The following is a 26,085-nucleotide window of genomic DNA, read 5'->3' on the forward strand; positions in this document are numbered from 1 at the left end:
TGATAAACTTTTTGTTGTGGCACTCATTTCAAAAACAATTACAAAGGCTTTACGTAAACCAAAGCGAACGCGATGAAAAATAGTCGACACAATTGAACTTTCAATATGGTGGCAAGCATTACAATCTCTTGCAAAATTCTTTTTCCTAATTGTGAATTTTGTATGGTTACATTTTACACATTTAAAACCCTCTCGCCACTTTATTTCAGCTAAATATTCCAAACAATCTAAGTCAGTTTTAAACTTATCTGTGAATTCTAAAATACTTTCTCCTGTAAACTTTTCCATACCGTAAATATAATAAAAGATAAGTAAGTATCAGCACACCTCAAAATAATTATAATCTGGATACTGCTGTATTTAGAGAACAACGTAATATTAATAAAAAGTTAATAACGGCTGAATGGAAAAATGATTTTAAATGGGTAATTACAAAAGAAACTAAAATAATTAATGGATATAAGGCTATAAAAGCAAGCTCTGATTCTTATGAGGTTGATAAAAATGACCCTTATTATTTCGGGAAAGTATTTGCTTGGTTTACAACCGAAATCCCTTTATCAGCTGGTCCGGAAAGATACGCTGGATTACCGGGACTAATTTTAGAAATTGAATATGAAAATTCTAATTCAAAATATAAATTAAAAAGTATAGATTTTAAAAACAAAGAACTACTAAAAGATATTACAAAAGGAACAAAAGTTGATAAATTTGAAATTTTATATTCAAGAGAAAATTAATTAAAATGAATAGCAACAAAATATTCTTTTTGATTGTTTTCACTCTAATATCATTGGATACATATAGTCAAACCACAATTAAAGGTACAGCTAAAGATGAAAACAATTCATCTTTAGCTGGTGTTAACGTAATTTTATACGAAAATAGCAAAATAATAGAGTACACAAAATCAGATAGTATCGGGAATTTTCAACTGGAAAAACAATTGTTAGAGGGAATTTATTTAGTAGAAGGCAGAAAATTTGGTTATAAAAAGTTCAATCAAAACATTGTTGTTGGAACAGATACCAAGCAACTAATTAGTTTAGAAATTGTGCTTAACGGTTCAGAAATTATTGAACTCAAAGAAGTACAAATAGTGTCAAAACCGCCAATAATTGTAAAGAAAGACACCATAATTTATAACATTGACAAGCTGAAAGATGTTTACGACAACAATTTAGAACAGGTTCTAGCAAAAATTCAAGGCTTTAAAATTCAAGCCAACGGCGAAATTGAAGTTAACGGTAAAATTATCAGAAAAGTAATTATTGATGGCAAAGAAGTTTCGGATTTAGGAAGCGCATTATTAACGCAAACTTTATCGCCAAATGATATAAAAGAAATAGAGGTTCGATTTGATGAAAAAAATAACAAACTAAAAGAAAGTTTACTAGACGATGGCAAATTTGCAGTTTTAGACATAAAATTAAAGGAAGATTTAAACAAATCATTTTTTGGGAATATTCAAGGAAACTTTGGTTACCAAAACAATGAGAAATTTGGGGGATATTCCAATTTATTTTCCCTTAATAAAAAAGTAAACATTCAGGCTTTTGGCGAAAACACAAATTTTGGAAATAACAAAATTTCATTAGCGCAAATTCGGAACATTGGCGAGGAAGCAAATGCAAAAATAATGTCCTTACCCATTGATTACAATGAAGTTAAAAAACGGAAAGGTTTAAGTGACGAGTTATATGGATTTAATAATTTTACTCAAAACGATAATTCTATCTTAGGAATTTCAATAAACTATGTTATTGACGAAAAAACAGATTTGTTTATTGGTAGTTTCAATAACTATCATTTTATGAAAAACCAAAGTTTTACAAACCAATTCTATATCAATGATTTGATAAACAATATAGATTTAAATAATACTTAAAAGGAGTACAATTCAAAAAATAAAATACAACTTAAACATACATCGGACAAAATAAAATTAAAAACCGATCTAAATTATATTTGGTTTGAAAATAATTTGGACAATTTAAATCGTTCACAAAATCAAAACGATTTTAAAAATAAACATAATTCAAATAGTATGTTTTTTAACAATTCACTTGAGTACGTTTTTAGCAAGAAAACAGGTTTAATTTCTAACATTTCTTTTTCTGATGAGAATTATGTATTGAATAATAATTTGCAAACCGACAATCTTAATGTAGCCAATTTTTTTGGCTCATCAATATTACAATCGCTATTTTCATTTAATCAAATAAATAGTAATACAGAACGTAATTTTGTGTCAGAGTTAAAGATAAATCAAAAGAGCAACTTCGGAAATCACTTTTTTGGTTATAAATATATGTCGAATTCATTGCAAAACGAAAAAAAATCAAGTAATTCAACAGATTCAAATTTTGATTTTTTGAACCCCAGACAAAAATTGTCATACAACACAAATTCATTATTGTATAATTATCAAAATTCAATTGGGTTGTTTATACTTAACGCAAATATGGAACTATCAAAAATTGAGATTCCAAATGTCATTACAAAACCATCTTATTTTCAATACAATGTAAACATTGTTTTTTCATCAAATGAAACATCAAATTTCACCTTGATTGCATCAAATAATATTGGTAAATTTCCATTAGAAAAAACGTTGAACGGTCTATATTTATCAAATTTTCAAACCATTTTTAAGCAATCTTTGGGTTTAACACCAACAAATAATGAAACTTATTCAATTGCTTACTTCAAAATTTTTAAAGAATTTAAAGTAGAAATAACTTCTGCAATATTACATGGAAAAGCGAGAAATCTTGACAATCAATCTTTTTTAAATGATATTATATTACAGCAAGCAAATCAATTAGATAATAGCTACACAGCATTTTCTACAACTTTTGTAAAAAATTTTAAAAAACTTCCGTTTAAAATCACTTTTGAACCAGAACTATTAAGCAATAAATCTAACTTTATATTTGAAAATATAATCAGAGAAAATTTTTCTGAACGATATTTGTTAGGTTTAAAAATCGACAGTAAACTTAAAGGAAATTTTGACTTTAATTATTTTTCAAAATACTCCCATTTTATCTTTAAAAACGACTTAAGCGATTTTAAAAATAACTTAGAGTTTATTAGTAATAGTATAACCTTGAAGTCTAATTTTTTAAATAAATCTCTGATCGTAATGAGTACTTATAGAAATGTATACTTCTTTATCAATAAAGACAATTTTTCTAATTTAGATATTTCGATTAATAAAAGAACTAATAAAATCAACATCAGCTTAACATTTTCAAATTTATTTAATGCGAATCAGTTTATTACAAAAGATTTTAATCAAGTAATTTTTACAGAGAATAAAAACGCGGTTTTTAGTAGATTTATCAATTTTGGAATCGAATATAAATTTAAATAAATGTAACAGTTAATTATGAAGTCCCTACTAATTATTCCGATGAAACTGTGCACCTCATTCCGAAGCAGAGTGTATAGTAGTTTTGATGATCATTTCTTGAGTTAAAATTAGACGAAAATTTTTACTGTTTTTTCATTTTTTTTCTCATGGATTCTCCCTTGAGTTCAAAGCAGATTGCCGAGTGGATAATTCGATCTAAGTAGGATTCAATAGTAACAACAGGTAAGTATTAATAAGTATTTCCAAAAGCATTATGGTCACCGAATCCTTTTTCTCCTAGATTTTGAACGATAGTTAACAAGGTATTATAATGTGGTTCATCCTCACGGATTTATGCAAGTATTTCTTTTTACAAAAGCTTTTTTGATCTTCCATAATATGTGCATAATTTCCTGTTCTTTGTTAGTTAATTTTCTAAAGCTATTTATTTTGTCATCCTGAAAGTAGACGAAGGACAAACTCACAATTATATCCTTACAAAAAAGATTGAGTATTTAGAAATTATTAGTCAGTAAAGAACGTAAAAGTTCTTATGAAAATTTGAGCGCGTGAGGGATAGCAGTGAAAATCCTTTTTTTGCGTGAGCAATAAAAAGATTGTAACGTATAGCCCGACTGCACTGAAAAAAGGGGCTAAGTAACTTACTAGTTGCTTAGCCCCTTTTTTCAATGGGGTCACGCCCAAATAATAATTATTATTGTTCGGCTTTAACGAGTTTCTGTAACCAAATACAACCCGCAACCGAGAGTATTCCCAGTGTTCCCATCACGAACCAGTTGGTTTGGTACCCAAAGTTGGCTATAATTTCCAGTCCCGTTTTTGAACTGGCGATATGCGCTAAACTGAAACTCATTGTGAACAAAGCCATATAACGTCCTTCATGACCTTTTGGTGCTCTACTTAATGCAAAAGAATTGGAGAATGGGAAGATAAACATTTCTCCAAAAGTGATAAAAAGGATACTTACAATTAGCATTCCTGCCCAAACATTGATTAATAGAACATAGAAACTGATAGACATTAGCAAACAACCCCAAAGAATAATTTTAAGTTTGTCGATGTTTTTGCGCTGGCTAATGCTTACAATTGGCATTTCAAAAAAGAAAATTAGCAGGCCGTTTAGTGATAATAAAAGACCACTTTGCAATTCAGTCAGACCAAATTTTTCGTTGTGGTACAACGGCAATGTAGTAAAAAGCTGAAAGAAAAGCACGGCCGTGATAAAACATACAAATAGAAAAATCCAGAATACTTTATCGGTGAAAACGGAAGCTGGAATTTCGGTCACAGTCTCTGAAACAGTCAAATCCGCTGGTTTTTTTCGCTCTTTTACAAGTAATGTAAAAATTAAAATTGATACAATACAAGAAGCGCCATCGACCCAAAAGAGTCCGCTATATCCTAAATTCATAATGATTAATCCTCCTAAAGCGGGTCCAGCGGTAAATCCTAAATTTACAGCAAGTCTAACGAGAGTAAGCGCTCTAGTGCGGTTTTCAGGTTTGGCATAAGTGCCTAACGACACATACATGGCCGGGCGAAACATATCAGCAACAGTCATAATGGCAAACATGGCAAAACATAATCCCCAGAAAGTACGTACATATTGTACGGCAAACAATAGCAATCCGCTGGTAAATAGACTGAAAACCATTATTTTGTAAAATCCTATTTTGTCCGAAAGTTTACCGCCTAGCCACGAACCTAACATGGAGCCAAAACCAAAACAAACCATGATCCAGCCCACTTGTTCGTATGAAAAATTCAAATCTTCTTTTAAATATTTTGATAAAAACGGTAAAACCATCGTTCCCGCCCTGTTGATAAACGTAATTAAAGTTAAAATCCAGATTTCTCTGGTAAATCCTCGGTAATTATTGATGTAACGTTGAAAAGCGGTTTTGAACATAAGTTGTATTTCTGTGCTGCAAATTTACAACGTTTTTTAGGAGCAATTTCCAGCTATTCGCTACAATCTTTTATTTTTTTTTGAAAAAAAATAAAAGGATATCTCCCGACATTTTGGAACGATCTGGGCTTAGGATTAGAACTTTCATCCTGATTTTTTTTAAATTTGTAAAAAAAATGATGACGTTGTCAAGCAGTTTTTCAACCTAAGTTTGCCGTCATAATTTTGTGCCCTTGTAAACTTTAAACTATTTTTGCATAAAAATTTCAAAATGAGAATGCTACTGCTTTTTATTTTTTTTACACCTTTAACCTTCTGTTTTGGCCAACAGCAATTTGATTCGGTTGCGGTTACTAAATTCCAAAACGACTTAAACGCAGAATATGCTAATGCTAAAACAAGTCCGCTACTAGCCGAAGATTTAGCTAATTTTAAAAGTTTAGATTTTTATCCCGCTGATGAAACTTTTTTTGTGGTTGCTAAATTTGTGCGTACAAAAAAGGAGAAACCTTTTGAAATGAAAACGACCACTGATAGAAAACCAATGTATGTCAAATACGGCGAAGTTTATTTTACAATCAATGAATCAGATTTTAAATTGAATGTATATCGAAATATTGCGCTTTCAAAACAAAAGAAATATAAGAATCATTTGTTCTTACCTTTCTTTGATTTGACATCTGGCAAAGAAAGTTATATAGGAGGGAAGTATATTGATTTAGAAATACCAAAAGGAGATACCCTTGCCATTGACTTTAATACTTCATACAATCCGTATTGCGCTTACAATTATAAATATTCCTGCCCTATTGTTCCGCTAGAAAATGATTTGAATATTGAAATAAAAGCAGGTGTTAAAAAATTTCACGAATAATGGAATTCTTTAATGTACATACACACAAATCTACAAATCAAGCTAATGTTTTAGATTTAGTCAATCAATATCCTCAGGATTTTGATGTTGCATTTCCCTGTTATTCCATTGGGATTCATCCCTGGTATATTGTCAAAGATAGGGTCAATGCTGATCTTGCTATAATCGAATCTAAATTATTAGAGCCTAATTGTTTAGCAATAGGTGAGTGTGGACTCGATAAAAGGATTGAAGTTGATATGGAGTTACAGCAAATTGTTTTTGAAAGACAATTGCTTTTAGCTCAAAAACACAACAAGCCAGTCGTCATTCATTGTGTAGCAGCTTTTCAAGAAGTTATTGAAACTAAAAAAAGATTAAATATTTCAGTTCCAATGATCATTCATGGATTCTCTAAAAATAGCCAAGTGGCAAATCAGTTAATTTCAAATGGTTTTTATATTTCGTTTGGGAAATACTTATTGCGAAATCCAGAATTGGAGGAGGTTTTTAAAAGGGTTCCTGCCAATAGAATTTTTTTAGAAACGGATATAGCTGAAGAGGGAATTGAAACCGTTTATCAATTAGCGGCAAAATACAAAGGAATATCAGTTAAGGAAATGAAGCAGTTAATAAATAGAAATTTTGTAGATGTATTTAAAAAGGAATACTAAATAATAATTTATTTAATAATCTTTTAAATTTAAAATAATATTAATGACAAAGTGGTTAGAGAGAAGTGAACTTCTTTTCAAAAAAGAAGGAATAGATAATTTAAAAAATGCGAATGTTTTAGTTGTAGGACTGGGAGGAGTGGGTTCATTTGCAGCGGAATTTTTAGTAAGAGCTGGAATAGGCAATATGACAATTGTAGATGGCGATGTTGTTGATATTACCAATATAAACAGGCAATTAATAGCTTTACATTCTACCGTAGGTTTATCTAAAGTTACTTTAGTTGGCGATCGAATAATGGATATCAATCCAGAATTAAATCTAACTCGGATAACTGAATTTCTTTCACCAGAGCGTGCTTTTGAAATTGTTTCAGAGGATTTTGATTATGTTTTAGATTGCATTGACAGCGTAACGCCAAAATTGAATTTGATTATTGGGGCAAAGCGAAAAAGAGTAAAAATCATTAGTTGTATGGGAGCTGGCGGCAAAGTTGATGCTTCAAAAGTCAAGGTAGCTGATATTGGAAATACGCAGAACTGCTTTTTGGCAAAAACAATTCGTAAACGTTTAAAAGAGGTGAAAATTGATAAACTAAAAGTCGTTTTCTCATCGGAAATTCAAGATGAAGCGAGTTTAAAAATGACGGATGGTTCTAATTATAAAAAGTCATTTTATGGGACAAATAGTTATATGCCTTGCTTGTTCGGGCTTTATGCAGCGGAGACAGTGATTCGCTATTTGGTAAGGAAAGAGTGATTCGTGATTGGTGATTGGTGATTGGTGATTCGTGATTCGTGATTGGTGATTGGTGATTGGTGATTGGTGATTGGTGATTGGTGATTGGTGATTGGTGATTGGTGATTCGTGATTCGTGATTCGTGATTGGTGATTGGTGATTCGTGATTGGTGATTGGTGATTCTTGATTCGTGGTTAGTGAATGGTCATTAGTGATTAGCTTGTAGTGGTGAATGGTCAATGATTGATGGTTTAAAGTGAATTTTCAATATTCACAAATTTATAACTAACCTATTTGCAAGTAAACCCTTAAGTACATTATCGGTAAATTATCGTTAAATTATTTGAACATTAAACCCTACAAAGGATTAACCAATTAAACAATTAAACAATTAAACAATTAAGCAATTAAACAATTAAACAATCAAGCAATTAAACAATTAAACAAATAACCCTCTAACAAAAAAAAATGATACAAACAGTAATTTTTGACATGGATGGCGTCATTGTGGATACAGAACCAGTGCATCGCTACGCTTATTTTAAACAATTTAAAGAGTTAGATATTCATGTCACTGAGGAAATATACACTTCTTTCACCGGTTTTTCTACTCGCAATACTTTTCAGAAATTAAAAGAACTGTTTACTATTGAGCATGATGTAGAAGATTTAATACGGAGGAAAAGAACGATATTTAATGAGGCTTTCGATAGCAAAGCTGACTTAAAATTACTCGATGGTGTAGAAAAACTAATTAAAGATTTATATGAAAACAAAATTCAGTTAATACTTGCTTCGTCGGCATCAAAAGTAACGATAGAACGTGTTTTTACTAGGTTTAATTTACATCAATATTTTACTCATTTGATAAGCGGTGAAGATTTTCCAAAGTCAAAACCAGATCCTGCCATATTTAATTATGCTGCCAGCTTATCAATTGCTCCTAAGCAAAATTGTATTGTCATTGAAGACAGTACAAATGGTATAAAAGCGGCAAAAGCTGCAGGAATTTTTTGTGTGGGGTATAATAGTATTCATTCAGAAGCACAAGACTTATCAGAAGCTGATATTGTTATCAATCACTTTAATGAATTAGATTGTAATAAGGTCAAGTTTATGCATTCTAATTTAAGAAGTAATTAACAATAATAAAATAGCGAATCAGTATTTTTGACGATCATAAAAAAACCAACTAAAAATGAGAAAAATAATAATTGTATTAGCGATCATGCTAGCAAATTTTACTATTGAAGCACAAATTAAAACGCCTCAATCAAGTCCTAAAGCAACAATCATGCAGCCTGTTGGGTTAACTGATGTTGAGATTAATTATTCAAGACCAAGTGCGAGAGGAAGAGTCGTTTTTGGCAATTTAATTCCGTTTGGGAAATTATGGAGAACTGGCGCCAATGAAAACACAACAGTATCTTTTAGTGATGATGTGATTATTGATGGGAAAACTTTAAAAAAAGGAAAATATTCTTTATACACTATTCCTAAAATTGAAAGTTGGGAAATCATTTTTTACAAAACCACTGATAACTGGGGTAATCCAGAAGAATGGAAAGAGGAAAATATTGCCCTTAAAACAACTGTAAAACCTGAAACTTCAAATAAAAGTGTAGAGACTTTTACAATTGGACTAAGCAATGTAGATAACAATTTTGCTTATTTAGAAATTTATTGGGAAAATTCCTACGCTGCTGTAAAATTTGAAGTTCCAACTCAAAAGAAAGCAACTGCAAATATTGAAAGAGGATTAGCAGGTCCTGCGGCAGGTGATTATTTTGCTGCTTCGCAATTTTTATTTCAATCTAATGGTGATAATGCAAAAGCATTAGAATACATCAATAAGTCACTGGATATGTCAAAAGATAAACCTTTTTGGTATAACAGATTAAAATCTTTAATTCAGGCAAAATTAGGTGATAAAAAAGGAGCAATCGATACTGCTAAAGCTTCACTTGCAGCAGCAGAAACAGCTAAAAATCAAGATTACGTTAAGATGAATAAAGATAGTATTGCTGAGTGGTCAAAATAATAAATTATTTACAAATAATTCTCAATTAGTCATCATCATTAAAATTATGATATTGACTTAACGATTATTGACTTTTAATTGAGTATTTTTTTATCAAAAACTAAAATGTATTCAATATCCTTATAGCTTTAAATATGACAAATTCACATATTTTAAAAAGTTAGAAAATACCATTTTATCAAAAAAAATGCCCTTAGAAAGTTTAAAACTTTTTAAGGGCATTTATATTAGAGTTACATTATTTGAAAAATAATATTATCATGTATGCTGATTTATTTCCAATTCAATAGTAAAGCAAAGCAATTTTTATCTTCCTTCGTTATGGAAAAAACAGTTTTACTTTTTGATATATTTTCATGAATTGATACTGTATCTCTTAATGATAATTCTTTTAAAAAATTCATCTCAAAACTTTCTAATTGTTGTTTTAGAATTAAATTGACATCAATTAAATCGATACACCATTCTAGATACTTAACATTATTGACATGATTTACAATATCTAAATCTGATAAAGAGATCGTTTTTTCAAATTTAATTTCTTTATCATGCTTGACATCAATTTTTGACATGGCAATAGCGGTTGCTCTATTTTCGGGATATAATTCAAAATGTGAAAAGGGCAAAGCCAAAGCTTCTGGTCGCCGTCTTTTAGTATTAAATACAGCCCAAAAAGTTTCAGAACCCACTATTTTTTTACCATTCAAATACATTTCTAATGCACGAATGGAGCGAGAATTTTCTAAAGAATTAATCCATGTTTTTACGGTTACAGTATCACCTGATTGTGGTAATTGCTGAATTTCAACCCGTATTCGACTCAATACCCATGCTTGATCAAATTCCTGCATGTCAGTAAAACTGATACCACCAGTTTCTGAATGAGCAGCGGCCGTTAGCTGAAGCATATTGCATAATTCAGTATATTTTAAATAACCATTTGGCGCACATTGCGTAAAATTGATTTCCCAGTCTTTACTTAAAATTGACGTGAAATTTGAAGCTATTGACATAGATTACGAGTATTATTATTTTATAAAAATTTAGACAGCACTTTGTTTTTTTAAATTGACATAAGAGATAATGCCATCTACAGCAGTTTTATAATCAAACCATCTAATATTGTGATTTCGTTTAAACCAAGTTAACTGTCGTTTAGAAAAACGTCTTGTATTTTTCTTAATTTCGTCAATTGCAAAATCTAATGAAATTTCTCCATCCATAAAGCGAAACAATTCTCTATAGCCTACTGTTTGCAACGCGTTAAGATCCTTATATTGAAAAAGATTTCTTGCCTCTTCCAGTAAACCCTCGTTTATCATACTATCTACACGACTATTAATTCGATTGTATATTATTTCTCTTTCAGCATCTAAGCCTATTAAAATAGGAATAAAGTTTCGACTGTTTTGTTTCTGGTTTAAAAACGACGAATAGGGTTTTCCACAACCTGTACAAACCTCTACAAATCGCATCATACGCTGCGGATTTTGTAATGTTTGCGGATTATTAACAGCTAAAGCTTCGAAATAACTTGGATCTAATACTTTTAGTTGCTGTTGTAAATACTCAATACCTAATTTCTCATAATTAGAATTTATCTGCTGACGAATTATAGGATTAACTTCAGGAAATTCATCAAATCCTTTTAATATAGCATCAACATATAACCCTGATCCACCCACGACTATTGCAAAATCATTTTTTAAAAATAATTCTTCTAATTTAGTGATGGCTTCTTTCTCAAAATCTCCTACTGTATAGTTTTCAAAAATAGATTTATTTTGAACAAAATGATGTGTTGCTGCCTCTAATTCAGAATCAGAAGGAGTGGCAGTACCAATTTTCATTTCTTTGTAAAACTGTCTGCTATCGCAAGATATGATTTCACAATTAAAATAATTAGCGAGTTCTACACTCAAAGATGTTTTTCCTATAGCAGTCGGTCCAACAATGGTAATTAAATATTTCATAGTGGTATTAACGTATGATGGTAAATTTAAATTGGCTGAATACACCTATTTGTTCTATTTAAAGTTGTCCGCCACAACGATAGCAAAATTTTGCATTTGATTCATGTCCTTCTGCACCGCAATGGGGACATGTGTTACTATTTTTAGGAGGTGTTTTATTTCCTGTATAACTTGCAAACTCTGCAGAGACAATGCCAGTAGGAACGGCAATAATTCCATAACCCATAATCATTACAAATGATGCAATGGCTTGACCTAATGGTGTAATAGGCGAAATATCGCCATAGCCTACCGTTGTTAAAGTTACAATTGTCCAGTAAATGCTAATAGGAATACTTGTAAATCCGCCTGCTTTTCCTTCCACTACATACATCAACGAGCCAATTATTACACTACTAACAAGCATAAAATACATAAATATTAGGATTTTCCCTTTACTAGCCGCTAAAGCTTCCTTTAAATTAATAGACTGATTTGTAAATTGTTTATACTTTAAAATTTTGAATAATCGAAGTAGTCGAACTGCTCTTAAAACGGTCAATACACTCGTACCCAAATAAAACAGTGATAAATACATGGGTAGCGTAGCCAATAAATCCACAATTCCATAAAAACTAAAAATGTATTTAATGGGTTTCTTAATTGATATGATCCGAAGGATATATTCGATTGTAAAAAAAATGGTGATTATCCATTCAATTATTATAAGTTCCTTGTGGTATTTTACATCAAATCCTTGAACTGTTTCAAGCATCACAGCTATGACGCTAGTCAATATTACACCCAACAAAACCAAATCAAATAATCTTCCGGAGACGGTATTTGTCCCGTAGATAATGATATTTACTTTTTGTCTAAATATGTCAAATTTCGACTTTATTTTTTCCATTAATCAGTGATTTGATCCTATTCTATTAAAAATTTAAAGTTTTTATTGTTTTACTTTTCCTCAATTGTCCCTTTATAATATTTTTAGTATCTCGATTGTTTTGCATTGGAATAATTATATTTCGTAGAATATCAATATTATTGACTTGGTAATTCAAATCATAAAAAGCGTAGCCTTTATAAATCCCATTTTCTATTAAAACAGCTGATCGTTCACTAATATTTCTACCTCTATCTAGTAAAATCATACTTTGGTTTTCAAAGCTGTTTTTTTCGATAAACTCATTTACCCTTGCATTATATACTTCTGGAGACTCTAAACCCATACAAGCACCATCGCATTCCTTGATAGAGTATTGAAAACAATTGGTCTTACTTTGGTATAAACCATTCAATCTTTGGCATAAATTATAATGAGCTGTTATATTAAACAAAGCGTTTTTGCCTTCTTGGATAGAAGTAAAAGATGTTATTTCTCTTTTTCTACCGTCTGCTTTTTGTAGTTTAAGATTTATATATCCTTTATCATCCTTTTCAGCATACAATGCTAGCTGAAAAATGCTTTTACGCTGTGCTCTATTCAGAATAGGTTTATTAATTTTTATTTCTTGACTTTCTTTTAAAAGTGCGATCAATTCACTTCCCGTTTCTTCATAAGTCACCGCAAAAACTTGTGACTGAATTTTTTTACATTTAGCTGATGTACCTGTAAAATGTTGATTTAAGCGTTTTCTAATATTTCGGCTTTTGCCAATGTATATTAGATTACCTTTTTCGTTATGAATATAATAAACTCCTGTTGTAGAGGGCAAATGTGAAATTATATCTAATAATTTAGGTGTGATTCCTTTTTCTATTTCAAGTTTAATCAGATCTTTTACTATTGATTTTTCTAAATCTTTTTCTAATAGTATTTTAAAAAGTTTAATTGTAGCTAGCGCATCTCCACTAGCTCTGTGTCTATCAGACATAGGAATTCCAAGAGCTCGTACTAATTTCCCTAAACTGTGTGAGGGTTGTTCTGGTAGTAATTTCTTTGATAATTCAACTGTACATAACGTCTTAGCTTGAAAAGTATAACCTAATCTACGAAATTCAGTTCTTAATATTCTATAATCAAAAGAGGCGTTGTGAGCAACCACAATACAATCATTAGTTATTTCAATAATACGCTTAGCTACTTCAAAAAACTTTGGTGCCGAGCGTAACATTTCATTATTTATTCCAGTAAGTTTTACAACAAATGGCTGAATAGGAATTTCAGGATTCACTAAACTAATAAATTGATCCACTATTTCATGCCCATCAAATTTATAAATTGCGATCTCAGTAATTCCTTCTTCGTTAAATTGACCTCCAGTGGTTTCTATGTCAAGTATTGCGTACATAAGCCCCCATGCCCCAAAAGGGGAAAATTGTAATTGTTAATAAAAATATTTTTTTTCATATTATTTTGTTTCTCCTTCAGGAGTTCGTGCGCTAAAGATACTACTTCCTATTCGAATCATAGTACTTCCACAGTCAATTGCAAGTTGGTAATCCCCAGACATTCCCATCGATAATGTATCTATTTGGCAATTTGCGTTATTTGATAACTTTATCCTATCATAAATAGATTTCAAATGTTGAAATTCTTTTTCTACTTGGTTTTGGTTTTCTGTGAAAGTAGCCATTCCCATTAGTCCAGTAATTCTAATATTCTCCATTTGAACCAAATCATCCGAAGAAAGAAGCGAATTTAATTCATCATCATCAAGACCAAATTTAGTCTCCTCTTCTGCAATATGAATTTGCAACAAACAATCAATGACACGATTGTTTTTTTTAGCTTGCTTATTAATTTCTTGCAATAGTTTTAAACTGTCCACGCCGTGAACTAAGCTCACAAATGGAGCCATAAACTTCACTTTATTAGTTTGTACATGACCTATCATGTGCCATTGTATATCTTTAGGCATAGTCTCCCATTTTTCAGCCATTTCTTGGATTTTATTTTCACCAAAAATACGTTGACCTATTTCATAGGCTTGCATCAAATCAGAGACAGGTTTCGTTTTAGATACTGCAACTAATGTTATCTTTGAAGGTAATGATGATTTAATGGATTCTAGTTTGGTTTGAATAGACATTGTTGTTTTTTAATTTATTTTGTGATATTGTAAATAGTTCATATTCAATATTTGACTTAGATTTTTTATAGCCTTAATTTTTAAGAAAACTGTTTTGAAATCTTTTCAGCCTTTTTATTTTCGGAGTAATCATAAAAACCTTCACCTGATTTTACACCCATTTTTCCTGCTCGAACCATATTGACTAATAATGGACAAGGTGCATATTTTGGATTTTTATAGCCATCATACATCACATTCAAAATGGCTAAACATACGTCTAATCCTATAAAATCAGCTAATTGCAACGGTCCCATAGGATGTCCCATCCCCAATTTCATTACCGTGTCAATTTCATAAACACCAGCAACTTTATTGTATAAGGTTTCTATGGCTTCATTGATCATGGGCATCAAAATTCTATTAGCAACAAATCCTGGATAATCATTTACTTCAACTGGAGTTTTTCCTAACTTTTCAGATAAGTCCATAATTATTTTAGTCACTTCATCCGATGTGTTATAACCACGAATGATTTCAACGAGTTTCATAATAGGAACTGGATTCATAAAATGCATTCCAATAACTCGTTCCGGATGCGATACTGTAGCTCCAATTTGAGTTATTGAAATGGAAGAAGTATTAGTCGCTAAAATAGTGTTATCAGAACAAGCCTCATTTAATTGCTTAAATATGTTAAGTTTAAGTTCGACATTTTCGGTAGCGGCTTCAACCACTAAATCTGCTCCCACAACTCCATCTTTTATATCGGTGTAGGTGATTATATTAGTTATCGTTTTTGCTTTATCTTCTTGAGTTATTGTTCCTTTAGAGACCATTCGATCAAGATTAGCAGCGATAGTGTTCATCCCTTTATCCAAAGATTTTTCAGATACATCAATTAATTTTACGGTAAAACCGCTTTGCGCAAAAGTATGAGCGATCCCATTACCCATTGTTCCCGCTCCAATTACAGCTATTGTTTTCATTCTGTTTTTTTTCTGTTTAAAGTTTATTGTTTCAAGTTTTAGTTTCCTAATACATCAAATATAGTATTGGACTTTTTTATTTCTTGAAACAATCTATAATTTGGTAGGCTACTCGTAACGCTTCTGTAGCGTTTTCTAATGTTACCACAGGAGTGGTATTAGTATTTATCGCATTCGCAAATGATTCCAATTCATCAAGAATGGCATTGTTTTGTTCAACATCAGGATTTGAAAAGTAGATTTGCTTTTTCACACCTTCTGCATTTTGCAAGATCATATCAAAATCGCCGGGAATTTCAGGCGCATCTTTCATCTTAACTACTTCACATCTTTTTTCTAAGAAATCAACCGATATATAAGCATCTTTTTGGAAAAAACGAGACTTACGCATATTTTTCATTGAAATTCTACTCGCTGTTAGATTTGCAACACAACCATTTTCAAATTCAATCCGCGCATTTGCAATATCTGGAGTGTCGCTAATAACAGAAACACCACTGGCGCTAATATTCTTTACTTTTGAATTTACGACACTTAAGATAGCATCAATGTCATGAATCATCAAGTCTAACACTACAGGAACATCAGTACCACGAGGATTAAATTCAGCAAGTCGATGCGCTTCAATAAACATAGGGTTTTCAATCATATCTTTGGTAGCGATAAAGGCAGGATTAAATCTTTCAACATGACCTACTTGACCTTTTACATTATATTCTTTGGCCAAAGCAATGATTTCATCTGCTTCTTCAATTGTATTTGAAATTGGCTTTTCTATAAATACATGTTTGCCTGATTTGATAGCCACTTTTGCACATTTATAATGTGAAAGCGTTGGGGTGACAATATCAATTACATCAACAGCATGGATAAGAGTAGCAATGGTGTTAAAATGTTTATATCCAAATTCTTTAGCAATTTTCTCTGCATTTTCTTGATTTGGATCGTAAAAGCCCACTAATTCGTATTTATCGGACTGTTGTAATAAACGTAAATGTATTTTTCCTAAGTGACCAGCACCCAAAACTCCAATTTTCAGCATAATAATGTTCTTTATACAAAAATAGGAATAAAAATTAAAAATCAATTTTTTAAAATACCTAATTCTATAATATTGGTAATAAAAAGATCCAGAATTTGATACTTGTTTATTGCCGTTTTTACCGCTATTTTTGCCCAAAAACAATATTCAATTTTGGAAGATACAGCAAAACATCAAGGACTTCGGAATCAGTTAGTAAGCATTCTAAAACAAAAAGGGATTACTGATAAAAGTGTTTTGGAAGCAATAAAAAAAATACCAAGACACTTATTCTTGCAGTCCGGGTTTCAGGGACACGCCTATGAAGATAAAGCTTTTCCTATAAAAGCAGGACAAACTATTTCACAACCTTATACCGTTGCTTTTCAATCGCAGTTATTAGAAGTTAAAAAAGATCATAAAATATTAGAAATAGGAACAGGTTCCGGTTATCAAACTGCTGTTTTGTGTACTATGGGTGCCAAAGTTTTTAGTATAGAAAGACAAAAAGAATTGTTCAAAGAAGCGGCTAATTTGTTTCCAAAAATAAATATTCGACCAAAGCATTTATCTTTTGGAGATGGATATAAAGGGTTACCAAGTTATGCACCATTTGATAGTATTATTGTTACGGCAGGAGCTCCATTTATTCCACAGCCTTTGATGGCGCAACTAAAAGTAGGAGGTAGGCTTGTAATTCCGTTAGGGGAAGAAGTTCAAATTATGACATTGCTCATTAGAGTGAATGACACACAGTTTGAAAAACATGAATTTGGAGAATTCCGATTTGTTCCTTTACTGGAAAATAAGAATTAGAATATATATTGTGATGACCGTAAAAGATCAAAATTTTTTGCCTGACTTTTTTAATTATATTTCAGTTTATATGGTAATTAATTGATTATTGCATTAAAAAGCCTTTTTTATCCTATCAAGATCTCTTTTAGTATCTTGTTCTTTTAAAGATTCTCGTTTATCATAGGTTTTCTTTCCTTTACATAAACCAATCTGTAATTTAGCCAATCCTTTTTCATTGGTAAATAATTTAAGAGGAACAATGGTTAATCCTTTTGCTTGAACGCTTTTTAATAAACCTTTTAATTCTTTTTTCTTTAAAAGTAATTTGCGTTCACTTCGTGCTTTGTGGTTAAATTGATTACCAAAAGTGTACTCTTCTATATAGGTATTGATAGCAAAAAGTTCATTATTACTAAATTCGCAAAAACTTTCTGTGATATTTGCTTTACCTAATCGAATAGATTTAATTTCGGTACCTGCTAAGACAATTCCAGCAGTAAAGGTTTCAATTATTTCGTAATCGAATTTGGCTCTTTTATTAAATATGTTTATTGTTTTTAGCATTCGGCAAAGGTATATAAAAATATAAAAATAGTACTTATGAATCTTTTTTGATAATCTAAATCGGAAAATAAAATCTTGAATACATTATACTCTCTTATTTTATGAAATTTTATAATTTTAATAGTTGGTGACTTATCTCGTTTTGAAAAATATGAACAATATAAAGATTTCCAAAGGTATTATCCTCTATATCTTTATAAACCTCTTGATCAATAATTTGGTTTATAAATTTAGGAATCGTGTTGCTGTGACCTACAATCAATACTTTTTTACCTAGATTTTTTTTTATAAATTTATTAATATCAACGGTTTTAGGATCGTATATGGTTGTCTTTATATTTTGACTAATTGCGATTGGTTCTACAGTTTGTAATGTCCTATTGTAATCTGTAGAATATATTACATCAAATTTTATCTGAGAAAACAATTGATTCCATGATTTTGCTCGTTCTAAACCAGTATTAGATAAATCTGGATTTTTAGAATCATCTATTTTCTCCGCATGACGAATAAAATAATAGGTAGTTATATTCTGTCCAATACTTAGTTGAAAAATAAAAAAGGTCAGAATTATAAAAATTTTTTTCATGTATTTAAATTTGAAGAATAATAAATTCGATTTTATATATTTGCGTTATGGAAAATCCAAAATCAAAAGACCCTCTTCACGGTATTACTTTAGCAACAATTTTAGAGCAATTAGTAGATTATTATGGATTTGATACGTTAGGTAAACTTATTAAAATTAAATGCTTTACTGACAATCCAAGTCTTAAATCTTCACTGACTTTTTTAAGAAAAACAGACTGGGCTAGAAAAAGAATAGAAGAATTATATTTAAAATCTTTGTCTAAATTAAAACAATAATGTTCTAATTTAATTTGTAGGACACCATAACACCACCACGGTAAGGCAACCATTCGCCACTTTTATTCCAATTTTGCGCTCCATCAAAACGTTCACCTGTAGTTAATTCATAGCCATGATAAAATCCTTGTTGATTTCCACCTCCTAAAAAACAATCAAGCATAAAGCGATCATTAATTTTATGTTGATAACCAATAGTTGCGCCTATAACGTAACCAAATCCTTTTTCATAGCGATCACTATTTAGATAATTCCATTTTTGTAAATTAAATAAAGTCATACCTATATGAGCTCCAGCATAAAAACCATTGTATTTCTCTTGAAAATGATATCGATATTCTGGAATTAAAGTATAAAACTCTTTAGGTTTTCCATTTACAGAGCGCCATGGCGATGCTAATATATCGAAGTTAAATGTTGACTTAGCTCCTAAGCTTGTTTCTATACCAACATTTGGAATAGTAAGTAAAGTAGTTAATGCATTCACTTTAACATAAGTTTGACTTTGAACAAAAATAGTAAAAAAGGTAAAAAAAAGAAGTAATGATCTTTTCATAATAAATAAACTGTGAAAATTTAAAAATAATTTCATTAAGCAGCGGCTGCAAATGTAAAGATTAAGTTTGTTTTTTATACCCGTAGAAATAATTAGTGCTATTTAATATTTACAATCGAATAGATCACACTATCAATAAACCGACCATCATAATATTCATTTTCTTTAAGATGAGCTTCTTTAACAAATCCACTTTTTTCCAACACTTTGGCAGAAGCTAAATTAGCAGGTTGTATTATAGCTTCAATAGAATGTAAATGCATCACATCAAATCCGTAAATCACTGCTGCATTTACCGCTTCTGTTACAATACCTTTGCCATTATATTCTGGAAGTATCATATAGCCGATTTCTGCTCTATAATGTTGTTCTTTAATTCTATAATGACCAATCAATCCTATTAATTTATCACTGCCTTTTAATGTTATAGCCCAATTAATCCCCTCATTATTATCAATTTTAAAGTCGATCATGGCTATATGTGCTAATGCATCTTGATCATTAATTAATAAAGGTCTTGGAATAAACTTCATTGTTTCTGGATTAGATCGCAGTGCTAATACTTCTTTAACATCATTATTATTTACTCTTCTCAATAGTAAACGTTTTGTTTCTAAATTGTGAAAAGGGCTAAAATTTACAGATAACATTCCATTGTTTTTAATAGGTTTCGATACTAAATTTTGAAGTGAAAACTTCAGCTGGATTCAAAATTTGAATTCCTTCCTTTTCGAATAAATTACTAATGCCATTATTAGTATCAGAATAACCAAACCAAGGTTCAATACAAATAAAAGGAGCATTATCTAGCGTCCAAATACCAAGATTAGGAAAATCTTCAAAACTAACTTTTAAGTATGGTTGGTTATTTTCAAGAATAATTAAAGAATTCGATTCTATTTTTTTAAATATTAACGCATCATTTTTGAATAATTCATAGCTTAATGGAAGATAATTATTTTCCAATACTAAGACTTTTTTATCATTAATAATTAAATTATCCGTTAAAATATGATACTCTAAGGCTTCTTCTTTTTCAAAAATAATTGAATAGGTTTCAAAATTTTTTGGTAAAGAAAAGGCAGGATGTCCGCCAATTGAAAATGGCATTTTTGAATTTCCACCATTTATTACTACATATTCTATAGTTAAAGTGCTGTCAATTACTGTATAAATAAGGTGTAATTCAAATTCAAAAGGATATATAATCAAAGTCTTATCAGAATGGTGTAAAGTAAAAACAACTCTGTTTTCCTGTTTATCACTTAATCTAAATTCCATATCACGAGCAAAACCGTGTCGAGATAGTGTGTATTTTTGATCGTTATAATGATAAGAATCATTTTTTAAAGTACCAACAATAGGAAATAAAATAGGGGAGTGCTTAGCCCAGAATTGCGGTTTTCCATCCCACATATACTCTTTACCATGATTGTTTTGAAGTGAACATAATTCCGCTCCAAGATGTTTAATTTGTGCTGTGATTTTAGAATTCTGAATTGTTGTTATCAAAGTATAGACGGATAATTAAAGCGTTATAATAATTGTAAATATATTTTAAATAATTAGAATAAAATAATGTGGTTTGTTTTAACCGTATAAGTCATGTACGTTTTTAACAATAATGCTTAATCAAGTTTAAAGTGATATCAGTTATTTTCAAATTACGGACATGTTAGTACTTGCACGATGACAATTAGATGCAATAATAAATAGTTATGATGCTTTATAAATTGAAATATTCTAAAATATTTTAAAATAAACCCTGTTATCAGAGGCATAACTATAAAAAATCCTGGATGAAAATTTAGGATTTTAAAATCATTATTTTTTTAGTTTTTAACCACTTAATTTTATAGCTAAAAAACAAAGGACAAGCTATATTTACTTTACAACAGTAAGGTTTTATTACTTTGTTTTACGAATTCATTAACAACTAATATTTAATTAATCATTTTAATATTTAGGCTCTTGTTTTCAGTTAGTGTAAATTTACAATCTTTGAATTTTGGAGGTCCAAATTTGGGTTTAAAATTATTTGAAAAACCATAACCTTCCGTTGGAAGTCCTATAAAATTTCTATTACATTGATTATCTGAATTTTCATCGTGATAAATGGTCACAGCATATTCTCCTTTCGGTAAATCATTTATAATCAAGATTACCGAATTATCTTTGACCTTTATGGAATAGTTTTTTAAAGTAGCATTTTCTTTTAAAAAATTCAGTTCTTTATTAAAAATTCCAACTTTAATCTCACCTTTTAATTTGTTGATATTGCTTATTTTGATCGTCAGCTCTGGATTTTCAGTTGCAAAAAATGTTGATAGGATGGATAATAGTAAAATAAAATTGCTCATACTGCTTGTTCTTTAGTTAAAATAATGATTCATTTTTAAAAGATCCTGACTCTTATAGGCTTGATATGGTTCTGACTTTTTTAACAAAAACCATTTAATTGGATCTTTAAAAAGTGTCGTTACAATTTTATTGGCAAAGTGTACTTTTTGTTTTTCCATTTTAAAATAATCATTTAAAGTGTCTTTTCTAAAATGTACAATATGCTCTAAATCATCGCCATCAGCATAATAACCACAATGGAAATTTTTTTCAGCAAATGTATGATTTGGAAAATTAACTTTTCCCATTCCAAAAATAGCAAAAGATTGTTCAAGAAAGTCTTTGTAAATAATGCGACAATCAATACCGCCACCTAAATTGAAAATCTTTCGTGACAGTTCTTTCTGCTTTTCAATTCCATTTACAAACGCTCGTGCTGCATCGTGAGGAGTTGCAATTTCTAAAGCGGTATTCAAAGGCTGATGAAACATCAATTTTGAAATTTTATGATTGCCCATGATGGCCGCTAATCTAAATATGGTATAGTTTAAATTACTATCTTTTATAGTTTTTTCAGCAGCCATTTTAGTGATCCCATAATGATCTCCATCACTAGGCTCTAATAGATCATCAACTTTTATATATGGGTTTAAAACTCTATCTCCATAAACAGAGATACTAGAACTATACATCATAAAAGCATTAGGCGAATAATTTTCTAATTGTGACAATAGATTTCGAGTTCCTCGCAAATTAACTTTCTGAGCTATTTCTGGAAAATCATCTGCAAAAGGTGGAATCACAGCCGCCAAATGAATAACTACATCTATATTTTTTATAAAAGCTAAATCTTCTATGTTTGTAATATCACCGTAAATTATTTGGATTTTATTGTGATATGGCTTGAACTTTCGAACTGAATTTTTGGTTTTTTTATCAAAAACTAGTAGTGAGTAGGAATTAATTTCTATGAGTTGTTTTAAAACTTCAAATCCTACAGTTCCAGAAGCGCCAGTAATTAATATATTTTTCTTAATCATGTCTTTCGTTTTTCTGTTTATTATAATTTAAACTACGCCACACAATTTTTGATCCAATAAAACATAATGGCTATAAAAAGATTACTAAAACAACTCTAACAACTACTTAATTCTTGATTATAAAATTTTAATTGAGAAATTATAAATTTGCGTTAATACAAAAATGCTGAATTTTAAATACTTACCATTAAAAAATATTTTTTTAAAGTTTAAATAAAAAAAACTCCTTTTAGAAATAATAGATACTATTTATATTAAATTTTTATCAACATAAGTACAACTTGCTTTTACTGATTCAATAGGATTAGGGTAATAATTTGTTTCGTGTTCTATAAAAAAATGCTTCATTCCTGAAAGCTTGGCTTCAGCAAAAATAGCCTTAAAATCAATTGTTCCTTTTCCAATCTCAGTATTGAAATCTTGATTATCTTTATCCATATCTTTGACATGCCACATACTGAAACGTCCAGGATTATCCTTGAATAACTGCAAAGAATCATTTCCTGATCGTTCTACCCAGTATAAATCAAGTTCAAAATCAACTAAATTTTTATCGGTTTCATCTAATAAAATTTGGTATCCACTTGTATTTCCAAAAGTTGTAAATTCGAAAGCATGATTATGATAAGCAAGTTTTAAATTGGCACTGCTACAAATAACTGCCGCTTTATTCATACTTTCAGCAATTCTCTTGTAATCATCTGCACTTTTTCGTATCGTTTCATCTATCCATGGTATTGTAATATATTTGTTGCCAAAAAATGTTGCAGCTTCAACTGTTTTCTTTAAAGTCTCTAAATTTCCATCTTTCAATAATGAGCCTAAATCATAATGTCCGCTTGGGTTTTTTAATCCGTTGTTAGACATAACAGACTTAAATTCCTTAGCCGAAGTTCCAAAAAATCCATTTTTTGCAGATGAATAACCATAAGTCTCTACTTCCTTAAATCCTGCTTTAGCAACTTGTTCTAAAACTCCTTTTACATCCTTTGAAAAAGATTCTCTTAGCGAATAAAGTTGGAGTCCTATATTTATCTTTTTTGCATTTAAAGCAAAGGAAGGAGCAATGGCTAAAGCACCTAATGCTAAACTGCTATTTATTAAAAAATCTCGTCTTTTTATCATTGATTCTAAATTTTTGTTGTTACCAAAAGAAAATATTTTATTTTAAATATCGCAAATTTCAATCGCTTTTCTAAGTGAGTCTATCTTGTTTGGATTTTTAGGAATAAACTCTTGTGCTACATATCCTTTAAATCCGGTGTTAACAATTGCTTTCATAATTGCCCCATAGTTCAACTCCTGTGTTTCATCAATTTCATTTCTACCAGGCACACCTGCAGTGTGATAATGACCTATATATTTATGATTATCCCTTATGGTTCGAATGACATCACCTTCATCTATTTGCATGTGATAAATGTCGTATAATAATTTAAAATTTTCTGAGCCTAAACGTTTGGCGAGTTCAACACCCCATTTTGTAGTGTCACATTGATAATCCTTATGGTCTATTTTACTATTTAATAATTCCATTATTAAAACTACGTTATGTTTTTCAGCTAAAGGTATTAATGCTTGTAATCCTTTGACGCAATTTGTCCATCCTTCTTCATCTGTTTTTCCTCTTTTATTACCACTAAAGCAAATGAGATTTTTATAACCCGCCTTAGCGACCATGGGAATCATTTCGGTATATTTTTTTATCAGGATCTCATGAAATTTAGGATCATTAAATCCGTCCACTAAGTTAATTTCAGCACCATTACACATTGCTGAATCAAGTCCGTGTTTTTTCGCAATAGGCCATTCCGCTGGTCCTAGTAAATCGATGGCAGTTATTCCTATTTTTTTAGATTCTATGCAAAGCGTTTCTAAATCTATACTACTAAAGCACCATCGAGCGACCGAGTGATTTATGTTACCTTTCATCTTTTGATGTTTTATTGTTGTGTTCAGTGATTTTTCTGCAGCCGATAAACCCGTCGGGATATTAAGTGCAACTGCGCCAGCAACAATATTTTTAATCACAGATCGTCTGCTTATATTTGAATTCATTTTAATTACATTTAGATTGGTTTAATGTCTGTCTTATTTTTTTCGTTGAAAAAAATAGCAAAAAGTGTAAAAACGATTAAAGCGATTCCCGCTGGGATAATCCAAACCATTTCCCAATTAATTTTCCCTTCAAATGTTTTGTAATTATCGGTGATCCATCCTGCAACCATAAACCCTATTAACATTCCCACACCATAAGTGGCAAGTGTTATTAAACCTTGAGCTGCACTTTTATATTTTTCACCCGCCTTTGAATTGGTATAAATTTGACCAGCCACAAAAAAGAAGTCATAGCAAATACCATGTAAAGCAATACCAATGATCAACATAAAGCTAAGATCATTAGCATTTCCATAAGCAAACAGCGCATAACGAACCGCCCAAGCAAACATTCCAACTAAAATAGTCACTTTAAATCCAAAACGAACAAAGAAAACAGGAATCAATAGTAAAAATAAAGCTTCTGAAACTTGTCCAATGGCCATTTTACCAGTAGGATTTTCCATTCCTACATCTGTCAAAAAAGGATGGGCATTTTGATAATAAAAAGCTAACGGAATACAGATTAAAATGGAAGAGACAAAAAATATAGCAAAGTTTCTATCTTTTAGTAATCGTAAAGCATCAAAACCTAGTAAATCACCAATCTTTACTTTGTCAGTATTAGCCACTTTTGGTGGTGTTTTAGGTAAAGAAAAACTAAAAATACCTAGAATCAAAGCAGCGATTCCTGCTAATATAAACGTGTTCTTCAACAGTCCTTGTGTGATAGCTTCAGCAGAATCCCAATGAAATAAAAAGCTAATAGATAAACCAGCTAAAATCCAACCAATTGTTCCCCAAACTCGAATATTTGGAAATTCTTTTTCTGGATTTTTCATTTGGTTAAAAGCAACTGAATTTACCAATGCTAAAGTGGGCATATATAAAATCATATAACTTAAAACGTAAATATAAAATGATCCAATATCATCTGATTGATACATTTGATACATTAAAAAAGCACCTACTAAATGCAGAATCCCTAGAATTTTTTCAGCATTAAAGTAGCGATCTGCAATCAATCCAATAATAAAAGGAGCAATTATAGCACCCCAAGATTGTGTTGAAAAAACAGCAGCTGATTCTGATCCTGAAGCTTTAAGATTGCTACCTAAAAATGTTCCTAAAGTTACAAACCAAGCTCCCCAAATGAAAAATTCTAAAAACATCATTAGGGATAATTTTAATCGAGTGGTGGTATTCATTCTATAATTTTGGTTAATTATTTTGGTTGTTTTCTAATT

Annotated in this window: 30 protein-coding genes and 1 pseudogene; 10 read left to right on the forward strand and 21 right to left on the reverse strand. The window is 30.4% G+C overall.

What is annotated here, in order from left to right; translation table 11 throughout:
• Positions 1-288, reverse strand: a 288-nt coding sequence (locus tag RCH18_RS05890; protein WP_326935826.1) for a transposase, incomplete at its 3' end; no start/stop codon positions are given.
• A 56-nt stretch (positions 289-344) separates the two neighbouring features.
• Between RCH18_RS05890 and RCH18_RS16125 the strand changes: the two genes are divergently transcribed.
• The 3 genes from RCH18_RS16125 to RCH18_RS05900 all read left to right on the forward strand — a co-directional run bounded on the left by RCH18_RS16125 (position 345) and on the right by RCH18_RS05900 (position 3,379).
• Positions 345-740: a GLPGLI family protein gene (locus RCH18_RS16125; RefSeq protein WP_442788149.1), complete on the forward strand. Its 396-nt coding sequence runs from the start codon at positions 345-347 to the stop codon at positions 738-740.
• Between the two features lie 53 nt (positions 741-793).
• Complete coding sequence (locus tag RCH18_RS05895; protein WP_326935827.1) at positions 794-1,888, forward strand: carboxypeptidase-like regulatory domain-containing protein; 1,095 nt, start codon at positions 794-796, stop codon at positions 1,886-1,888.
• Between the two features lie 159 nt (positions 1,889-2,047).
• Positions 2,048-3,379, forward strand: coding sequence for a hypothetical protein (locus tag RCH18_RS05900; protein WP_326935828.1), 1,332 nt, complete (start codon positions 2,048-2,050; stop codon positions 3,377-3,379).
• A gap of 121 nt (positions 3,380-3,500) precedes the next feature.
• Here the strand turns inward: RCH18_RS05900 and RCH18_RS05905 are convergent, their stop codons facing one another.
• From RCH18_RS05905 to RCH18_RS05915, 3 genes and pseudogenes are all read right to left on the reverse strand, one after another.
• Positions 3,501-3,590, reverse strand: a complete 90-nt coding sequence (locus tag RCH18_RS05905; protein WP_326935938.1) for an ATP-binding protein — start codon at positions 3,588-3,590, stop codon at positions 3,501-3,503.
• A 21-nt stretch (positions 3,591-3,611) separates the two neighbouring features.
• Positions 3,612-3,765, reverse strand: a pseudogene (locus tag RCH18_RS05910) (BlaI/MecI/CopY family transcriptional regulator); the annotation flags it as partial.
• A gap of 308 nt (positions 3,766-4,073) precedes the next feature.
• Positions 4,074-5,288, reverse strand: a complete 1,215-nt coding sequence (locus tag RCH18_RS05915; protein ID WP_326935829.1) for an MDR family MFS transporter — start codon at positions 5,286-5,288, stop codon at positions 4,074-4,076.
• A gap of 271 nt (positions 5,289-5,559) precedes the next feature.
• On the opposite strand from RCH18_RS05915, the gene RCH18_RS05920 reads away from it, so the two are divergent.
• The 5 genes from RCH18_RS05920 (at position 5,560) to RCH18_RS05940 (ending at position 9,597) form a co-directional block, all read left to right on the forward strand.
• On the forward strand, positions 5,560-6,162 hold the full coding sequence (locus RCH18_RS05920; RefSeq protein WP_326935830.1) for a DUF1684 domain-containing protein: 603 nt from the start codon (positions 5,560-5,562) through the stop codon (positions 6,160-6,162).
• On the forward strand, positions 6,162-6,815 hold the full coding sequence (locus RCH18_RS05925) for a TatD family hydrolase (RefSeq protein ID WP_326935831.1): 654 nt from the start codon (positions 6,162-6,164) through the stop codon (positions 6,813-6,815). The genes RCH18_RS05920 and RCH18_RS05925 overlap by 1 nt, the downstream gene beginning before the upstream one ends.
• A 43-nt stretch (positions 6,816-6,858) precedes the next feature.
• Entirely contained in the window at positions 6,859-7,575 is a 717-nt protein-coding gene (locus RCH18_RS05930; protein ID WP_326935832.1) for a tRNA threonylcarbamoyladenosine dehydratase, read from the forward strand.
• A 449-nt stretch (positions 7,576-8,024) separates the two neighbouring features.
• On the forward strand, positions 8,025-8,699 hold the full coding sequence (locus RCH18_RS05935; RefSeq protein WP_326935833.1) for an HAD family hydrolase: 675 nt from the start codon (positions 8,025-8,027) through the stop codon (positions 8,697-8,699).
• Between the two features lie 55 nt (positions 8,700-8,754).
• A complete protein-coding gene (locus RCH18_RS05940) occupies positions 8,755-9,597 on the forward strand; it encodes a DUF2911 domain-containing protein (protein WP_326935834.1) in 843 nt (280 codons plus the stop codon).
• Positions 9,598-9,869: 272 nt separating this feature from the next.
• Here the strand turns inward: RCH18_RS05940 and RCH18_RS05945 are convergent, their stop codons facing one another.
• The 7 genes from RCH18_RS05945 to RCH18_RS05975 form a co-directional block, all read right to left on the reverse strand.
• Positions 9,870-10,610 carry an acyl-[acyl-carrier-protein] thioesterase gene (locus RCH18_RS05945; RefSeq protein WP_326935835.1) on the reverse strand — a complete coding sequence of 247 codons (741 nt, stop codon included), beginning with the start codon at positions 10,608-10,610 and terminating at the stop codon, positions 9,870-9,872.
• A gap of 30 nt (positions 10,611-10,640) precedes the next feature.
• A complete protein-coding gene (gene miaA, locus RCH18_RS05950) occupies positions 10,641-11,570 on the reverse strand; it encodes a tRNA (adenosine(37)-N6)-dimethylallyltransferase MiaA (RefSeq protein ID WP_326935836.1) in 930 nt (309 codons plus the stop codon).
• A 58-nt stretch (positions 11,571-11,628) separates the two neighbouring features.
• Positions 11,629-12,459, reverse strand: coding sequence for an ion transporter (locus tag RCH18_RS05955; RefSeq protein ID WP_326935837.1), 831 nt, complete (start codon positions 12,457-12,459; stop codon positions 11,629-11,631).
• Between the two features lie 25 nt (positions 12,460-12,484).
• On the reverse strand, positions 12,485-13,846 hold the full coding sequence (locus tag RCH18_RS05960) for an exonuclease domain-containing protein (protein WP_326935838.1): 1,362 nt from the start codon (positions 13,844-13,846) through the stop codon (positions 12,485-12,487).
• 60 nt (positions 13,847-13,906) lie between these two features.
• Complete coding sequence (locus RCH18_RS05965; protein WP_326935839.1) at positions 13,907-14,587, reverse strand: YggS family pyridoxal phosphate-dependent enzyme; 681 nt, start codon at positions 14,585-14,587, stop codon at positions 13,907-13,909.
• Positions 14,588-14,667: 80 nt separating this feature from the next.
• Positions 14,668-15,555 (reverse strand): 3-hydroxyacyl-CoA dehydrogenase family protein, encoded by an 888-nt coding sequence (locus RCH18_RS05970; protein ID WP_326935840.1) that lies wholly within the window; start codon positions 15,553-15,555, stop codon positions 14,668-14,670.
• Between the two features lie 76 nt (positions 15,556-15,631).
• Entirely contained in the window at positions 15,632-16,597 is a 966-nt protein-coding gene (locus RCH18_RS05975) for a Gfo/Idh/MocA family protein (RefSeq protein WP_326935841.1), read from the reverse strand.
• 153 nt (positions 16,598-16,750) lie between these two features.
• Between RCH18_RS05975 and RCH18_RS05980 the strand changes: the two genes are divergently transcribed.
• Entirely contained in the window at positions 16,751-17,392 is a 642-nt protein-coding gene (locus tag RCH18_RS05980; protein ID WP_326935842.1) for a protein-L-isoaspartate(D-aspartate) O-methyltransferase, read from the forward strand.
• Between the two features lie 93 nt (positions 17,393-17,485).
• Here the strand turns inward: RCH18_RS05980 and smpB are convergent, their stop codons facing one another.
• The gene (gene smpB, locus RCH18_RS05985; RefSeq protein ID WP_210646322.1) at positions 17,486-17,938 is read right to left on the reverse strand and encodes an SsrA-binding protein SmpB; all 453 of its coding nucleotides are present in this window, start codon (positions 17,936-17,938) and stop codon (positions 17,486-17,488) included.
• A 109-nt stretch (positions 17,939-18,047) separates the two neighbouring features.
• Positions 18,048-18,527: a SixA phosphatase family protein gene (locus RCH18_RS05990; protein ID WP_326935843.1), complete on the reverse strand. Its 480-nt coding sequence runs from the start codon at positions 18,525-18,527 to the stop codon at positions 18,048-18,050.
• Positions 18,528-18,574: 47 nt separating this feature from the next.
• Between RCH18_RS05990 and RCH18_RS05995 the strand changes: the two genes are divergently transcribed.
• Positions 18,575-18,805 carry a VF530 family protein gene (locus RCH18_RS05995; protein WP_326935844.1) on the forward strand — a complete coding sequence of 77 codons (231 nt, stop codon included), beginning with the start codon at positions 18,575-18,577 and terminating at the stop codon, positions 18,803-18,805.
• A 4-nt stretch (positions 18,806-18,809) separates the two neighbouring features.
• Here the strand turns inward: RCH18_RS05995 and RCH18_RS06000 are convergent, their stop codons facing one another.
• The 8 genes from RCH18_RS06000 to RCH18_RS06035 form a co-directional block, all read right to left on the reverse strand.
• Complete coding sequence (locus RCH18_RS06000) at positions 18,810-19,361, reverse strand: DUF3575 domain-containing protein (RefSeq protein ID WP_326935845.1); 552 nt, start codon at positions 19,359-19,361, stop codon at positions 18,810-18,812.
• A gap of 98 nt (positions 19,362-19,459) precedes the next feature.
• Positions 19,460-20,011, reverse strand: a complete 552-nt coding sequence (locus RCH18_RS06005; RefSeq protein ID WP_326935846.1) for a GNAT family N-acetyltransferase — start codon at positions 20,009-20,011, stop codon at positions 19,460-19,462.
• A 10-nt stretch (positions 20,012-20,021) separates the two neighbouring features.
• Positions 20,022-20,873, reverse strand: coding sequence for an aldose 1-epimerase family protein (locus RCH18_RS06010; RefSeq protein ID WP_326935847.1), 852 nt, complete (start codon positions 20,871-20,873; stop codon positions 20,022-20,024).
• 431 nt (positions 20,874-21,304) lie between these two features.
• A complete protein-coding gene (locus RCH18_RS06015) occupies positions 21,305-21,721 on the reverse strand; it encodes a DUF2141 domain-containing protein (protein ID WP_326935848.1) in 417 nt (138 codons plus the stop codon).
• A gap of 12 nt (positions 21,722-21,733) precedes the next feature.
• A complete protein-coding gene (locus RCH18_RS06020) occupies positions 21,734-22,741 on the reverse strand; it encodes an NAD-dependent epimerase/dehydratase family protein (RefSeq protein WP_326935849.1) in 1,008 nt (335 codons plus the stop codon).
• 249 nt (positions 22,742-22,990) lie between these two features.
• A complete protein-coding gene (locus tag RCH18_RS06025; RefSeq protein ID WP_326935850.1) occupies positions 22,991-23,866 on the reverse strand; it encodes a sugar phosphate isomerase/epimerase family protein in 876 nt (291 codons plus the stop codon).
• Between the two features lie 42 nt (positions 23,867-23,908).
• Entirely contained in the window at positions 23,909-24,799 is an 891-nt protein-coding gene (locus RCH18_RS06030; protein WP_326935851.1) for a hydroxypyruvate isomerase family protein, read from the reverse strand.
• Positions 24,800-24,810: 11 nt separating this feature from the next.
• Complete coding sequence (locus tag RCH18_RS06035; protein ID WP_326935852.1) at positions 24,811-26,046, reverse strand: nucleoside permease; 1,236 nt, start codon at positions 26,044-26,046, stop codon at positions 24,811-24,813.
• Positions 26,047-26,085 lie beyond the last annotated feature (39 nt).

Source organism: Flavobacterium sp. PL11 (assembly GCF_035985025.1).
Lineage (GTDB): Bacteria > Bacteroidota > Bacteroidia > Flavobacteriales > Flavobacteriaceae > Flavobacterium.